The sequence below is a fragment of the Sphingomonas sp. CBMAI 2297 genome, from assembly GCF_029870595.1.
Lineage (GTDB): Bacteria > Pseudomonadota > Alphaproteobacteria > Sphingomonadales > Sphingomonadaceae > Sphingomonas.
Window position 1 is genome coordinate 121,845 of the sequence record NZ_JAPDIR010000006.1, and the last position, 14,821, is coordinate 136,665.

The 14,821-nt window shown below is 68.0% G+C and carries 17 protein-coding genes and 1 pseudogene; 10 read left to right on the forward strand and 8 right to left on the reverse strand.

What is annotated here, in order from left to right; translation table 11 throughout:
- Positions 1-67: 67 nt before the first annotated feature.
- Both OMP43_RS10580 and OMP43_RS10585 read left to right on the forward strand, forming a co-directional pair.
- On the forward strand, positions 68-271 hold the full coding sequence (locus tag OMP43_RS10580) for a hypothetical protein (protein WP_280279691.1): 204 nt from the start codon (positions 68-70) through the stop codon (positions 269-271).
- A 145-nt stretch (positions 272-416) separates the two neighbouring features.
- A complete protein-coding gene (locus OMP43_RS10585) occupies positions 417-884 on the forward strand; it encodes a hypothetical protein (RefSeq protein ID WP_280279692.1) in 468 nt (155 codons plus the stop codon).
- A 10-nt stretch (positions 885-894) separates the two neighbouring features.
- On the opposite strand, the gene OMP43_RS10590 is transcribed toward OMP43_RS10585, so the two are convergent.
- Positions 895-1,227 carry a DUF962 domain-containing protein gene (locus OMP43_RS10590; protein ID WP_280279693.1) on the reverse strand — a complete coding sequence of 111 codons (333 nt, stop codon included), beginning with the start codon at positions 1,225-1,227 and terminating at the stop codon, positions 895-897.
- Between the two features lie 22 nt (positions 1,228-1,249).
- Between OMP43_RS10590 and OMP43_RS10595 the strand changes: the two genes are divergently transcribed.
- Complete coding sequence (locus OMP43_RS10595) at positions 1,250-1,747, forward strand: DNA-deoxyinosine glycosylase (protein WP_280279694.1); 498 nt, start codon at positions 1,250-1,252, stop codon at positions 1,745-1,747.
- A 99-nt stretch (positions 1,748-1,846) separates the two neighbouring features.
- Entirely contained in the window at positions 1,847-3,442 is a 1,596-nt protein-coding gene (locus OMP43_RS10600) for a VWA domain-containing protein (protein ID WP_280279695.1), read from the forward strand.
- Positions 3,443-3,729: 287 nt separating this feature from the next.
- On the opposite strand, the gene OMP43_RS10605 is transcribed toward OMP43_RS10600, so the two are convergent.
- A complete protein-coding gene (locus tag OMP43_RS10605) occupies positions 3,730-4,251 on the reverse strand; it encodes a hypothetical protein (RefSeq protein WP_280279696.1) in 522 nt (173 codons plus the stop codon).
- A 123-nt stretch (positions 4,252-4,374) separates the two neighbouring features.
- Between OMP43_RS10605 and OMP43_RS10610 the strand changes: the two genes are divergently transcribed.
- From OMP43_RS10610 to aat, 4 genes are all read left to right on the forward strand, one after another.
- Positions 4,375-5,772 carry a type VI secretion protein ImpB gene (locus tag OMP43_RS10610; protein ID WP_280279697.1) on the forward strand — a complete coding sequence of 466 codons (1,398 nt, stop codon included), beginning with the start codon at positions 4,375-4,377 and terminating at the stop codon, positions 5,770-5,772.
- A 124-nt stretch (positions 5,773-5,896) separates the two neighbouring features.
- Positions 5,897-6,277 carry a hypothetical protein gene (locus OMP43_RS10615; RefSeq protein WP_280279698.1) on the forward strand — a complete coding sequence of 127 codons (381 nt, stop codon included), beginning with the start codon at positions 5,897-5,899 and terminating at the stop codon, positions 6,275-6,277.
- 92 nt (positions 6,278-6,369) lie between these two features.
- On the forward strand, positions 6,370-7,104 hold the full coding sequence (locus OMP43_RS10620; protein WP_280279699.1) for a ParA family protein: 735 nt from the start codon (positions 6,370-6,372) through the stop codon (positions 7,102-7,104).
- Entirely contained in the window at positions 7,101-7,856 is a 756-nt protein-coding gene (gene aat / locus OMP43_RS10625; protein ID WP_280279700.1) for a leucyl/phenylalanyl-tRNA--protein transferase, read from the forward strand. The genes OMP43_RS10620 and aat overlap by 4 nt, the downstream gene beginning before the upstream one ends.
- A 35-nt stretch (positions 7,857-7,891) precedes the next feature.
- Here the strand turns inward: aat and OMP43_RS10630 are convergent.
- From OMP43_RS10630 to OMP43_RS10650, 5 genes and pseudogenes are all read right to left on the reverse strand, one after another.
- Positions 7,892-8,323: pseudogene (locus OMP43_RS10630) on the reverse strand (DUF2155 domain-containing protein); the annotation flags it as partial.
- Positions 8,320-8,712, reverse strand: coding sequence for an NADH:ubiquinone oxidoreductase subunit NDUFA12 (locus OMP43_RS10635; RefSeq protein WP_280279701.1), 393 nt, complete (start codon positions 8,710-8,712; stop codon positions 8,320-8,322). The gene OMP43_RS10635 and the pseudogene OMP43_RS10630, both read right to left, overlap by 4 nt.
- A 38-nt stretch (positions 8,713-8,750) precedes the next feature.
- Entirely contained in the window at positions 8,751-9,242 is a 492-nt protein-coding gene (locus OMP43_RS10640; protein WP_280279702.1) for a DUF192 domain-containing protein, read from the reverse strand.
- Positions 9,243-9,246: 4 nt separating this feature from the next.
- Positions 9,247-9,831: a cold shock domain-containing protein gene (locus OMP43_RS10645; RefSeq protein WP_280279703.1), complete on the reverse strand. Its 585-nt coding sequence runs from the start codon at positions 9,829-9,831 to the stop codon at positions 9,247-9,249.
- Positions 9,832-9,905: 74 nt separating this feature from the next.
- Positions 9,906-10,442, reverse strand: coding sequence for a RecX family transcriptional regulator (locus OMP43_RS10650; RefSeq protein WP_280279803.1), 537 nt, complete (start codon positions 10,440-10,442; stop codon positions 9,906-9,908).
- A gap of 121 nt (positions 10,443-10,563) precedes the next feature.
- On the opposite strand from OMP43_RS10650, the gene OMP43_RS10655 reads away from it, so the two are divergent.
- Complete coding sequence (locus OMP43_RS10655) at positions 10,564-12,336, forward strand: fatty acyl-AMP ligase (RefSeq protein ID WP_280279704.1); 1,773 nt, start codon at positions 10,564-10,566, stop codon at positions 12,334-12,336.
- A 447-nt stretch (positions 12,337-12,783) separates the two neighbouring features.
- Here OMP43_RS10655 and OMP43_RS10660 read toward each other — a convergent pair whose 3' ends face one another.
- Positions 12,784-13,353 (reverse strand): TetR/AcrR family transcriptional regulator, encoded by a 570-nt coding sequence (locus OMP43_RS10660; RefSeq protein ID WP_280279705.1) that lies wholly within the window; start codon positions 13,351-13,353, stop codon positions 12,784-12,786.
- A gap of 44 nt (positions 13,354-13,397) precedes the next feature.
- Between OMP43_RS10660 and OMP43_RS10665 the strand changes: the two genes are divergently transcribed.
- A complete protein-coding gene (locus tag OMP43_RS10665) occupies positions 13,398-14,762 on the forward strand; it encodes a carotenoid oxygenase family protein (RefSeq protein WP_280279706.1) in 1,365 nt (454 codons plus the stop codon).
- Positions 14,763-14,821 lie beyond the last annotated feature (59 nt).

Genomic DNA, 14,821 nt, shown 5'->3' on the forward strand with positions numbered 1-14,821 from the left:
AAAATCCGTCTCGAAGCTTAACGGGCAAGCCCCCTATCTCTCGCTTCGTTCCACTCGGGGAGTGCATATGGTTTCCCATTCCGAACATGTCCTGCGCGTCGGCCAGGACAGCCAGGGCCACTGGGTCGTGCAGGAAGAAGGCGGGCTGCTCGAAGGCCTGTTCCGTTCGCGCGAGGCGGCGGTTCGCTTCGCGCTGTCCGAATGCCGGGCCTTTCCCGGCGCGCGCATGGTGCTCGCCACCGCGCCGCTCCGCTCGATCCTGTCGCACTGATGTCCGGCCATGACCGCGCATCTCGCGCGCACGCTCGCCCCGATCGCGCCGCTCCGCCTGCCGTGCGGCGAGGCGCCTCACCCCATCGCCGGATTTCGGGATCCCTGTCACTGAGGATCCGGCCCACCAGCCAGGAGAAGGATCGATGATCGCCACGCAATTCTCGCTCGGCGGCCTGTTGCGCCGCGCCGGCCTGTCGACCGAGCCGGAGGGACCGCGGCGCGGCCCCTGCGACGCGCGCATCGCCCGCGCGCTCGCCGAGTTCCGCAACCATGGCCACCGCGCGGTGCGCATGCTCGATCTCGACTGCGCCGATGGCGGCCGCCTGCTCCGCGCCGCCGCGAAGGCCCGCGAGTTCGGCTTCGTCGCGATCGAGGGGCGCGGCGTATCGCTGTGGACCGCCGGCATCCGCCACGCCCGCTGGCAGGCCGAGGTCCAGGCGCACCCGTCCACCAGCCTCGCCTTCGAGATCGCCGAGCCGATCGCCGCGCTCGCCGCGGAGCATGACGGCGCCGCCGACCTGATCTTCCTGTCGGAACCGATGCCCTATCCCTGCAGCCCCCTCGGCGCGGCGCTCGCCCGGCTGGGCGGCCGGGTGCTCGCCAACGGCTAGCGCCCGGCGCCTAGGCGGGCACGCCCGCCCGCTGGAGATGCATGTCCAGCCGGCCAGCGAACCACAGGAAGAACATCCGATAGTCCGAGACCAGCGACCAGAGCGGATAGGTGAAGGTCGCCGGCCGGTTCTTCTCGACGCCGAAATGCGCGGCCCAGGCAAAGCCATAGCCCGCCAGCGGGATCGCCGCGAACCACCACAGTCCGGCGCCGCCCAGCGCCAGCAACAGGAACCAGAGCGTCAGGATCGTGCCCACATAATGGAGCGCCCGCGTGCTCGGCTTCGCATGCTCGCGAAGATAGAAGGGCCAGAAGTCGCGATAGGTGGTGATGGTGCCTGCCATTGCGAGAGGCTAACGCCGCTTGATGGATCCACGCAAGCACAGCTTTCCGCCGGTGGTCGATGCCCAGGTCCGCCTGCTCGTCCTCGGCTCGCTCCCGGGCGAGCGCTCGCTCGCCGAGCAGCGCTATTATGCCCATCCGCAGAACCAGTTCTGGCGCCTGGTCTCGCCCGCCGCCGGCCGAGATCTTGCCGCGCTCGACTATCCGGCACGCCTCGCCGCCCTGCTCGATGCGCATATCGGCCTGTGGGACGTGGTCGCCAGCGCGCGGCGCACCGGCAGCACCGATGCGGCACTGCGCGACGTCGAGGGACATGACATCGCCGCCCTCGCCGCGACCCTGCCCGATCTGCGCGCGATCGCCTTCAACGGCGGCACCGCCTTCCGGACCGGCGCGCGGCAATTGGGCAACGCAACCCGGCGCTACGCAACCATCGCCCTGCCCTCGTCGAGCCCTCTCCACACCATCGGCTTCGAGAAGAAGCTGCCGCAATGGGAGGCGCTGCGCGCCCTGCTCGAATAATCCTATCGAAACGCTGTGAATTTTCCACTTGCCGACTTCGCCACAATCATGCCACATTTACGGCAAGATTGAGGCAATATTCGGGCAAGGAGAGAATGCATGCGTGCCAGTTTCCTGATTTCCGTCGCCATTCCGGCCGTCCTCCTGGCCGGCTGCAACAGCCAGCAGGGCAGTTCGACCAGCTACCAGTCCGCCCCGCAGGAGATGGTGGAAGCCGACCAGGCCGCGGCGCCCGAAAATGCGGAGCGCTATGCGCGGAACGATGTGGCCGCGGTCCGCGCGGTCGCGCAGGAGCCGGTCTCCACCTTCGCGGTCGATGTCGATACCGCCGCCTATGCCAATGTCCGGCGCTTCCTCACCCAGGGCCAGCTGCCGCCGAAGGACGCCGTTCGCGCCGAGGAGCTGATCAACTATTTCCGCTATGACTATCCCCTGCCCCAGGATCGGTCCGCGCCGTTCAGCATCACCACCGATGTCGCGCAGACGCCGTGGAACCCCGAGACGCGGCTGCTGCGCATCGGCCTGCGCGGCTATGATCTGAGCCGCGCCCAGCGTCCGCCGGCCAATCTCGTCTTCCTCGTCGATGTCTCGGGATCGATGGACGAGCCGGACAAGCTGCCGCTGGTGAAGCGCGCGCTCGGCATGGTCGCCGACAATATGAAGGCCGGCGATCACGTCTCGATCGTCGTCTATGCCGGAGCGGCCGGCGTGGTGCTCGAGCCGACCTCCAGCCCCGCCGCGGTCCGGGCGGCACTGACCGATCTCAGCGCGGGCGGCTCCACGGCGGGCGGCGAAGGGATCGCGCTCGCCTATGCGATGGCGCGGCGGAACTTCCGCGAGGATGGGGTCAATCGCGTGATCCTCGCCAGCGACGGCGATTTCAACGTGGGCGTCACCGACCAGACCCAGCTCGAGCAGCTGATCGAGAAGAACCGCGACGACGGCATCACGCTCACCGTGCTCGGCTTCGGCCAGGGCAATCTCAACGATGCGATGATGGAGTCGATCGCCGACAAGGGGAATGGCAACTATGCCTATGTCGACGGGATCGACGAGGCGCGGAAAGTGCTCGATACCGAGCTGGCCTCCACTCTCTTCACCATCGCGAAGGACGTGAAGGTCCAGGTGGAGTTCAACCCGGCGGCGGTGAGCCAGTATCGCCTGATCGGCTATGAGAATCGCGCGCTGCGCGAACAGGATTTCCAGAATGACAAGGTGGATGCGGGCGATATCGGCGCGGGGCACCAGGTGACCGCGATCTACGAGATCGTTCCCGCCGGCGCCAAGGGCTGGCTGCCCGATCGCCATTTCGCCGCCAATCGCCGACCGGAGGGCGCGGGCGGCGGCACGGCGAGCGGCGAACTCGCCCAGGTCCGGTTGCGCTACAAGCTGCCCGAGGGCGGCGCCTCGCGCCTGATCACCCGGCCGATCGACGCCGGCCAGCTGCGGAACGCGCCGATGCCGCGCGGCGACCTGGCCTTTGCGGTGGCGGTGGCGGGCTTCGCGCAGAAGCTGCGCGGCGACGACCTGCTCGGCGACTGGGGCTATGCCGACGTGAAGCGCCTCGCCGGCACGCAATGGGGCTTCAGCCAACAGGCCTGGTGGCGGAGCGAGTTCCTGCGCCTGGTCGATCGCGCGGACGCCCAGACGCGCACCGCTTCGGCGGAGCACCGCGGGGAAGACCGGGCACTCTAGTCCCCTGCATCCGGCGGCGATCCAGGGCGCCGCCGGCCGCCGCGGCCCGGCCTTTCATCCCCTGAAGGCCGGGCCGCGGCTCCCGTTCACTTCATATGAGCAAGTCGTCATCCACGCCATCTCCCCCGCCCTCCCCGTGCAGGCAGGGATCCAGAGTAGTACGGGATGATCGAAGCAATCACGCGCGTGCTTGCCGGAAACGGCAACCCGAGCCTCGCGCGCCTTGCCCTTGGCTCCTGATCCTCGCCTGCGCGAGGATGACGGGGTTTGCCGATTGCGCGGCGTCCCTAGCGCCGGTTCCCCGCCGCATCGTCCGCCACGGCCGCATTGTCGGCGACATTCCCTCCGGCCACCGCCGGTTGCGAGTTCAATCCGTCCGCCGGCCGCGCGCCCGCGCAACCATGGAGCTGCTTGTCGCCGATGCGGATATCGGCAGTGAGCGGCCGCTCGATCGCGGGATCGCCACCTTCGATGCAACGTGCATCGCTGAAGCTGATCGTCACGGGCGCGCCGGCGACGTCCTTGGTGGTCCACACCGCCTTGCCGCCACCGACCTGCGGCGAGACCGGATAGAATTGCGTCACGCTGCCCTCGGCCCCCCGCCCGGCGAAGCGCGTGAGCGTGATCGATCCCGGCGCGACCTCCAGCGACCAGGTCAGCGCGTTGTCGGTGGCGCGCAACGGCTGGTCGAGCGGCACTTCGCCCAGCCGCGGCCCGGCCGGGCTGGGCCTGGCCGCTGGCGCTTCGGTCTTCTCGCTCGATCCGCAGCCCGCGAGCGCGAGCAACGCGACAATGGCGAATGCGCGCATTTACCATCCTCCCTTGGCCGCGACCCTGCACGGGCCACGCACACCGGGTCAAGCCACGGGCCTCGCCCGGAGTTCCCGGTTCCGGCTGTTACACGAGATGATGTTCCTGTATTGTTCCAATCCATGCCTGACGCGAGTCGCCTTGCCGCTGCCCTTTCGCCGCCCTCGCCGCCGCTCCAGGAGAGCGAAACCGCCCCCCCGTTCCGTAAACCTTGTAAACTTCCGGCGCCGATCCTCGCCTTCCCGCCCCGGCCGCTGCGCTGGCTCTATCTCGATCTCAATTCCTATTTCGCCAGCGTCGAGCAGCAGCTGAACCCCGATCTGCGCGGCCATCCGGTGATCGTCGCGCCGGTGGACAGCGACACCACCGTCGCCATCGCCGCCTCGGTCGAGGCGAAGCGGTACGGCATCTCCACCGGCACCCCGGTCTGGGAAGCCAGGCGCCTGTGCCGGGACCTGCGGATCACCCCTGCCCGGCACGAGAAATATGTCGAGTTCCACGAGGCCGTGCTGGCCGAGATCTGGCGGCACGTTCCCGTCACCCATGTGTGCTCGATCGACGAGGTCGCCTGCCGGCTGCTCGACAACGAGAATGATCCGGCCGCCGCGGTGGCGCTCGCGCATCGGATCAAGGCGGGCATCCGCAGGCATGTCGGCGAATGTCTCACCAGCTCGGTGGGCATCGCGCCGAACCGGCTGCTGGCCAAGCTCGCCTCGGACATGCAGAAGCCCGATGGCCTGGTGGTGCTGACGGCGGACAGGCTTCCCCAATGTCTCTATCCGCTGCGGCTGCGCGACATCGCGGGCATCGGCGCCAAGATGGAGAAGCGGCTGGCGCAGGACGGCATTCTCGACATCCGGCAATATTGCGAGCGCCGCCCGCGCGACGCGGGCAATGCCTGGGGCGGCGTCAATGGCGACCGGCTCTGGTATCTGCTCCACGGTGTCGAGCTGCCCGACAAGCCGACGCAGAGCCGCACGATTGGACACAGCCATGTGCTCAGCCCGCAGAAGCGCGGGCTCGAGCCCACCCGGCTCACCGCCCGCCGCCTCGCGCTCAAGGCGGCCAGCCGCCTGCGCCGCAAGGGCTATCGCGCCCGGCTATTGGTGCTCCATGGCAAGTTCGAGGACGACAAGTCCGGCTGGCGCGCATCGATCCGCCTGCCGGACACGCAGGACAGCTTTGTCATCCTCCATGCGCTCGACCAGCTCTTCCCCCGCCTGGCCGAAGCGGGGCGCCGCCGGCCCGGCGGCTTCCGGCTGCGCATGGTGGGCGTGACGCTCTGCGAAATCGCGGCGGTGGAGGGCGAGCAGGGCTCGCTGTTCGCCGCGCTCGATCCGGACGATCCGCTGGCCCGCGAGACGCGCACGCTCGCGCTCAGCCGCGCGATGGACCGGATTAACCATAGATTCGGCCGCAACGCCGTTTCGGTCGGCCCGTTGCACGGCGGCAGAATCGACCGGGTGGGGACAAAGATCGCTTTCGGACGTATTCCGGAAATGAGCGAATTCCATGAATGACATCGGTGTCCGTCATCGGATCGTAATATTCCTGACGTGATACCGCACCGCACAATTGGAATGTAACTCTATAACACGAATCGCTTGACGATTCTTGCATGGTGAACGAAAGCTCCTGCCCGCTATGAAGAAAGCCCCCTTTTTTGCCGCCGCCGCCGTGCTCCTGTCGCTCGCGGCCTGTGAGAACAAGCCCGAGGAAGTCACGGGTACCGCTCCCGACCCCCAGGCCGAAGCGCTGAAGAACGCCCCGAAGGTCGAACTGCCGCCGTCGATCGCTTCCTCGGTCTCGATGCGCTGCAAGGACAACACCGTCGTGTTCGCCGACTTCTACAAGGGCGACAAGCAGGTCCTGATCAAGGAGGCCAAGGACGGCCCGGGCAAGATGCTCAAGGCGCCGGAAGCCGGCCAGCCCTTCGTCGCCGAGGGCGGCTACAAGGTCACCGGCACCGCCAAGAACGCCACGATCGAGATTCCGGGCAAGGGCTCGCGCGCCTGCCACGCCTGATCGCGGCACCCAGCGTTTTCATCCAGGGGTCGGCGGGCATTCCCGCCGGCCCTTTTTCATGCGAGGCTTGAAGGCGAAGGGAGCGAATCCGGGTGGCGACTGTCGCGATCTACAGCCTGAAGGGCGGTGTCGGTAAGACGACGCTGGCAGTGAACCTGGCCTGGGCCGCCGCTACCCTGTCCGCGCGGCGCACCCTGCTCTGGGATCTCGATCCCCAGGCCGCCGCCACTTTCCTGGTCGAGCCGCAGGGCAAGACCCGCGACCAGGCCCAGGCGATCTTCACCAAGGACGTGGCGCCGGCCAAGCTGGTCCAGCATACCGGCACCGAGCGGCTCGACCTGATCGGCGCGGACACGTCGCTGCGCGGCCTCGACCTGACGTTCCACGAGCTCGACAAGAAGAAGCGGCTGGCCAAGCTGCTCGCCGAGCTCGACCGGGCCTATGACCGGATGCTGCTCGATTGCCCGCCCGGCCTGACCGAGACGAGCGAGCAGGTAATGCGCGCCGCCGACCTGATCGTGGTGCCGGTGATCCCTTCCCCGCTCTCCACCCGTGCCTTCGAGGAAGTCTCCGCGCATCTCGTCCGCAAGGGCGGCAAGGTGCCGCTGATGCCGGTCCATTCGATGGTCGACCGCAGGCGCAAGCTCCATGCCGAGGCCGTGGCCGCGCATCCGGACTGGCCGGTGATCCCGATGGCGAGCATCGTCGAGGCGATGAGCGTGCGCCGCGCCGCGGTGGGCGCCTATGCCCCCCGCACACCCGGCGCCCAGGCCTTTGCCGGGCTGTGGCAAGCGATCGAGCGCCGGCTGGCGGGCAAGAAGCGTTGAGCCGCGCCCAGCCGCCCCAGCAGGAGCTGGACCCTGACCTGGTGCTGCGCGCCTATGCCATGGGCGTCTTCCCCATGGCCGATCATCGCGGCGCGGCCAGCGTCTATTGGGTCGAGCCCAAGCTGCGCGGCGTGCTGCCGCTGGACGGCTTCCACTTCTCCCGCTCGCTCAGGAAGCTCATCCAGGCGGGCCGCTTCCACCTGACCGTCGATGCCGCGTTCGAGCGGATCATCCAGCTTTGCGCGGAGAGCGCAGCCGATCGGCCGGACACCTGGATCAACGGCCCGATCGAGCGCGTCTTCCTCGAGCTGCACCGCCGCGGCTTCGCCCATTCGCTCGAATGCTGGGACGGCGATATACTCGCCGGCGGCCTGTACGGCCTGGCGCTGGGCCGGGCCTTTTTCGGCGAGTCGATGGTCACGCGGGTCCCCAACGCCTCGAAGGTCGCGTTCGCGCATCTCGTCGCGCGGCTCGGGGCCGGCGGGTTCACGCTGCTGGACTGCCAGTTCATCACCGAGCATCTCGCCACGCTCGGCGCGGTCGAAATTCCCCGCGACGACTATGTCGCGTTACTGGCCGGGGCGCTGGGCGATTCGGCGGCCGGACTCTCCGCTGGCGCGCCCTCCGTCGACGGCGACTTCTTCGCGCTCGATGCGTTGCCCGATCCGCTGCCGCCCGCCGCCGGCGCCGGCACCGTGTCCGGCCCGCTATCGCGGAAAGTCATCGCGCAGCTCTTGGGCCAGACGTCATAGATCGGATGCTGGACCACGTTGAGCGCCGGACGCTCGGCGAACAGCCAGCCCGAATGGACGCGGTGCCATTGCTTGTCGAGTTCGAGCACGTCAACCTGGACGAAAGCGCCGGTCAGCTGGTCCGCCTCCCAGGGGGCAGTCTTGTCGCAGGCCTTGAGGCGGACGATCACATCGCCGATCCGCACTGCCTGGCCCGGCTTCAGCTTGAACTCGCGCGCTTCGCCGTTGCGCTTGTTGAGGATGCCGAGCACCGCGATACGGTCCTTCATCGGCGTCGCCGCCGCATCCTCGATCGCCTTGCCGTCACGATCGACCGTGATCACGCCGGCCGCCTTGTCCGAATCGTCACCGCCAGTGACGATCTCGTCCGAAACAACATTGTTCGTCGGGCCGCCGCCGCTGCCCGAGCAGGCGCCGAGCGCGAGCAACAGCCCGGCCGCGCCGGCTCCGGCACGGCAGCGGATCATGCGCCGGGGGTCCAGGCCTCGTAGTCTCCGGTGGCGCGGGCGCGGTAGCCGCCCTTTTCCAGCGCGCCGCTCGGGCGATAGGCGAGCTGCGAGCCGGTCAGATTCATCTCGGCGGGCTTCTCCCACGCCTTGGGCGCCGGCAGCGCCTGGTCCGGGGCCGAATCGATCTGGTGATGCAGCCAGCTGAACCATTCCGGCGGCACCCGGCTGGCGTCGTTCGAGCCGTTATAGATGACCCAGCGGCGCGGAATGCCGTTGGGATCCTGGCCGCCCTCGTAATAGACGTTGCCCAGATCGTCCTCGCCCACGCGCGTCTTGCCGCGCAGGCCCATCCAGGTGCCGAAGGTGGCGCCGTTCCACCAAGTGAAGGGATTGAGATTTAGACCCATGGGCGCGGATTAGCGAGGAGCGCGAGTGTAGGCAATCTTTACTGCTTCTCCCAGCGCACCTTGTCGCCGGCCCGGATGCCGAGCTTCGCCGAAACGCCCGCATTGAGCTCGAGCACCGCGGCCACCGGCTCGCCCGATTTCACATTCTCCTCCGAGAACGGCACGGCATTCTCGCCGATCCGGGCAATGGTTCCGTCCGCGCGGATGAACAATATGTCCAGCGCAGTGGGCGTATTCTTCATCCAGAAGCTCGCCTCGCGCGGCGGGCCGTCGGCCGGATAGGGCGCGAAGAGCATGCCGCCGTCCCGCGGGATGTTGGTGCGGAACATCAGCCCGCGCTCCTGCTCGGCCGTGGTGCGGGCGAGCTCGACACGGAAGACGCGCGGGCCGCCGGCGCTGTCGACCGTCACCTCGACCTTGCGCACCGCCTGCGCCGCGGCGGGCCCGGCCTCCGCCTCGCTTTGGCACGCACCCGAGACGAGCAGCACCGACGCGGCGAGCGCCGCGCCCAACCCATGCAGGAACCTCATCGTCTCAGCCGGTCCTTTCGACCGCCACGGCGAGCGGCCCCTTTTCGCCATCGACGATGCGCGCGACTAGCGACTGGCCGGGTTCGACCTCCTCGATATCGGCGCGGCGCAGCGTCTCCATATGGACGAATATATCGGCCGAGTCAGACTCGCGCACCAGGAATCCATAGCCCTTCAGGCGGTTGAACCATTTCACCGCCACCGGCTCGAACGGGCCGGCGGTGGCGATCAGCTTCACCCGGTCGGCGCGCTCGGCCTGGCGCTTGGGCGCCTCGATCGCCTGACTGAGGTCGATCGAGAGGATCTCGCGCGCCTGCAGCCCCCGCTGACGCTGCACCGCCGTGCACTCCACCCGCGCGCCCTCGGGCAGCGAGCGGCGGCCATGGTCCTGGAGCACGGTGAAGTGGATCAGGATGTCGCCCACGGCGGCGTCATCGGCGACGAGAAAGCCGAATCCCCGCGTAACGTCGAACCATTTCACGACACCGGCAAAGACCTGGCTTTCATCCACCGGGTCCTCGCCAATCCCCCCGTTATCGTTCGGCGTGTCTGTATAGTCGTTCTGCGCAACCTGTTGGTCAGCACGCATTTCCTGTTCCCCCGAACGGTCACATTAACATGGTATTTTCCATAAATGGAATTGCCTTTGTTGCCGATCTGGCATCAAGCGCCGCCAAATGTGGTTTCCGGGTCCTCCCCCGGCGCCATGCGGACGATCGCGCGGGCCAGTCCCGGCGCATGCCCTGCACGGATCATCGCAGCCATCTGCTTTTCCTGGAGCGCGCGGTCCGCCATCTCGCGGGCATAGGGGCCGATGCGCCGGCGCCGGGCAAAGACGATCGCGCTCGCAAGCGCCTCCGCCGCGAGCGCCGGCGCCAGCGCGGCGGCATCGGCTTCCTCCACCCCGGCGAACCGCAGCGCCTCGCGCACCCGGCGCGCGCCCAACCCGCGCCGGGCCATCGCCCCAGCCTTGGATTCGGCATAGAGGCGGTCGTCGACATAGCCGAGTCCGGCCATGCGCTCGGCCAAAGCCTCCGGATCGGGCGATTTTTCTCCCTCCCAGCCGCGCTCGCACAGTTTTCGGGACAGATAGGCCGCAAGTTTGGCCCTTGTCGTAGCGTAACGTTCGACATAGCGGAGCGCGTAACGCTCCAGATCGGTGCTATTCAGCGGTGGCAGGGGGCGTCTCGGGGCAGGCATGCGCCATGATTGTGCCACAGTGGCAACCGATTTTGAACGACAGTGCGTAGCAGAGGCTAGCCTCAAAAAATTCGTCGTGGGGGCACGACGTTGGCTACCACGCAGGGGCACGGAATAAAGAATGGTATTGGACGTTACGGGATCGCTCGAGGCAGAAAAGGAAGCGGGAACGCTCGCGCCTACGCCTACCGATGACAGCCTGCCGCGTCGCCTTGCGGATTTCGAAACGCTGGGCGAAGCGCTCGACTATGCCGCCAAGGGCAAGCGCGGGCTCAATTTCCACGATGCGCGCGGCAACCTCGTGCGCCCCTATCCCTTCGCGGAGCTGCGCGAGGATGCGTTGAAACAGGCCTGGCGCCTGATCGCCGCGGGCGTGAAGCCCGAGGACCGCATCGCGCTGATCGCGGAGACGGGCGCTGAATTCGCCTCGCTGTTCTTCGGCGTCATCTATGCCGGCGCCTGGCCGGTGCCGCTGCCGCTGCCCACCAGCTTCGGCGGCGCCCAATCCTATATCGACCAGCTCACCGTCCAGCTGCAGAGCTGCGACCCTTCGATGCTGCTCTTCCCGCCCGAGATCGGCGCGATGTGCGCCGAGGCTGCGCGCGGCCGGGGCGTGCCGGGCGTGGACTGGTCCGAGTTCGTCCAGCGCGACGCGGTGCCGACGCCGCTGCCCGAGGCGAAGACGACCGATATCGCCTATCTGCAATATTCGAGCGGCTCGACCCGCTTCCCGCACGGCGTGGTGATCACCCACCATGCCCTGCTCAACAACCTGGCGGCGCACAGCCACGGCATGCACGTGACCGATGGCGACCGCTGCGTCTCGTGGCTGCCCTGGTACCATGACATGGGCCTGGTCGGCTGCCTGCTCTCGGTCGTCGCCAACCAGGTCTCGACCGATTATCTCAAGACCGAGGATTTCGCCCGGCGCCCGCTCGCCTGGCTCGACCTGATCAGCCGCAACCAGGGCAACACGCTCAGCTACTCGCCGACCTTCGGCTACGACATCTGCGCCCGCCGCATGTCGAGCCAGACCAAGGCCAGCGACCGTTTCGACCTGAGCCGCTGGCGCGTCGCCGGCAACGGCGCCGACATGATCCGCCCGGACGTGATGCAGTCGTTCGTCGACGCCTTCGCCGATGCGGGCTTCAAGGCCACCGCCTTCCTGCCGAGCTACGGCCTGGCGGAAGCCACCCTCGCCGTCTCGATCATGCCACCGGGCGAAGGCATCATGGTCGAGCTGGTCGAGGAGACCCAGCTCTCGGGCGGCGACACCGCCCGCGGCGATCGCCCGCAGCGGTTCCGCGCCATCGTCAATTGCGGCGTCCCCGCGCGCGACATGACGATCGAGATCCGCGAGGAAGACGGCACGCCGCTCCCCGAAAAGGCGATCGGCAAGGTCTGGTGCAAGGGCCCGAGCGTGATGGTCGGCTATTTCCGCGACCAGGAATCGACCGATGCCTGCCTGGTCGACGGCTGGCTCGACACCGGCGACATGGGCTATATGTCCGACGGCTACATCTACATCGTCGGCCGCGCCAAGGACATGATCATCATCAACGGCAAGAACCACTGGCCCCAGGACATCGAATGGGCCGTGGAGCAGCTGCCGGCGTTCAAGCAGGGCGACGTCGCCGCCTTCGCGATCACCACGCCGGGCGGCGAGGAGACGCCGGCCGTGCTGGTGCAGTGCCGCACCTCGGACGAGCAGGAGCGCCTGCGCCTGCGTGACGAGATTCGCGAGCGCGTCCGCTCGGTGACCGGCATGAACTGCGTGATCGAGCTCGTCCCGCCGCGCACTCTGCCGCGCACCAGCTCGGGCAAGCTCAGCCGCGCCAAGGCGCGCAACCTCTATCTCAACGGTGAGATCAAGCCCTACGCGCTCGCCGCGTAAGGCTAGGTGATTCCCCTCCCTTCGGGGAGGGGGATTCCTCCAGGGGTAGGCGCCGAGCGCGCGCCGGAAGTTTCCGAAATTTACATTATGGGCCCCCGATTCTTCCCCGGCGCGCGCAGCGATCGGATGCCTGCCAGCGCCACTGCGCAGGAAAATTGCGCGGCGCGATCCTATTTTTCCAACAGACTCAAGGTTCTGATAGAGGTTTCGCATAGCCGTTCGAGGCAAGCGGGCGAAGTCCTGCATCGCGACGAGCCAGGCTGCATCGGCCTTCAGGCGCTTCGGCCCGCCCCTGCCGTCCTCCTGGCCGTTGCCAGGCTCCACGGTACCTCCCGGTGCCTCCGGCACAAGGCCGGGTGACGGGGTGGAAAGGGCCAGCACGACTCCCTCCAAATATCGATCTGTCCCAGGCCATTCCCCTCCCGTCACGGAACGGCAGGCGCCCCGTCACCACCGCCCGCCGACCACCCGATCGATGATCGCATCGTCCGCCGGGATCTGCCGGTCGAGCATCAGCATCGCCAGGCCGTGCGCGCAGGACCAGGCGTGGATGGCGACCATATCGGCGTCACCGCCATGCTCGGCCGCCGCGGCACGGGCATTTTCCTTCAGGAACGCCATCGCGCCATCCTCATGCTCCAGCGCCGAGGGATCGGCATCGGGATTGGCGAAGATCAGCCGGAACAGCGCCGGATTGGCCAGCGCGAAGCGGACATAGGCGGCACCCGTCGCCGCGAAACCCGCCTTGCCGCCGCCCGCGCGATCCGCCGCCTCGTGCTGCGCCTCCGACAGGCGCCGCAGCCCCTCGCTCGCGAGCGCGATCATCAGCGCCTTCTTGTCGGGGAAATGCCGGTAGAGCGCCGTCGCGCTCACGCCAACCGTCCGGGCGATCTCGCGCAGGCCCAGATCGTCGGCGGCGCGTGTCTCGAGCAGTTTCAGCCCGGCCTCCAGCGCCGCCGCGCGCAGATCGCCATGATGATAGGCCTTGCCGCTCTCAGATGTTGACACTGTTACCATTTGCTCGCTATGTGAACAGCGTCAACATAGCCCCGGAGGCGACAATGGCAAGCGCGATCGAACTGGACCAAGCGACCGATCACCCCTTCCTCACCGGCATCCACGCGCCGATGCGCGCGGAACTGACTCTTACCGAGCTTCCCGTCACCGGCACGATCCCGCCGGCGCTGAATGGCCAGTACATGCGCATCGGCCCCAATCCGGTGAACCCGGACCCCAAGGGCTATCACTGGTTCGTCGGCGACGGCATGGTCCATGGCCTGGCGATCCGGGACGGCAAGGCGCTATGGTATCGCAACCGCTGGATCCGCTCGACTCCAGCCGCGGCGGCGCTGGGCGAATCCCCTGCCCCCGGGCCGCGCCACGGCCGCTTCGACACGGTGAACACCAATGTCGTCGAGATCGCCGGCGAGATCCTGGCGCTGGTCGAGGCCGGCAGCACGCCGGTCACCCTGTCGCGCGACATGGAGCGCCAGGCCTATGGCGACTTCGGCGGCACGCTGGCGGGCACCTTCACCGCCCATCCGCACCATGATCCGCTGACCGGCGAACAGCATGCGATCACCTATGCCGCGATGGTGCCCGACACCGTGCACCATGTCGTGATCTCGGCCGAGGGCAAGGTGGTGCGCGAGGAGCCGATCGCAGTCGAGCACGGCCCCTCGATCCACGACTGCGCCTTCACCGCCCGCTATGCGGTGGTGATGGACCTGCCGGTGACCTTCTCGCTGGCGGAAGCGATGCAGGGGACCCGCTTCCCCTATCGCTGGAACCCTGAGCATCGCGCCCGGATCGGCCTGCTCGCCCGCGACGGGCGGGGCGACGAGACGATCTGGATCGAGATCGATCCTTGCTACATCTTCCATGTCGCCAACGCTTATGACCTGCCCGACGGCCGGGTGGTGCTCGACGCGGTGACCTATGACAGCATGTTCGCAGGTGCGCCGGGCGGCCCCGACCAGAGCCCGCGCGGGCTCGAGCGGTTCGTGCTCGATCCGGCGACGCGCACCGCCGAGCGGCGCATCCTCGATTCCGCGCCGCAGGAATTCCCCCGCCCCGACGAGCGGCGCTTCGGCCAGCCCTATCGCTATGCCTATACGATGGCGCTGCCCGGGAACGGCTTCGCGATCGCCGGGACCCGGCTCTACAAGCATGACCTGGAGGCCGGCACACGCCAGATCCACGATTTCGGCCCGGGCCGGCATCCGGGCGAGTTCGTCTTCGTCCCCGCCGCGCCCGATTCGGCCGAGGACGCGGGCTGGCTGATCGGCCTGGTGGTCGACCTGCCGCGCGAGACGACCGAGCTGGTGATCCTCGACGCGCGCGACTTCGCGGGCGCGCCGGTGGCGAGCATCCACCTGCCGCACCGGGTGCCGCCGGGCTTCCATGGGAACTGGATCACGGGGTGAGGAACGCGCGCCCCTCCCTGCAAGGGAGGGGAGTCTGAGGAAAAATCCGCACATCCCGC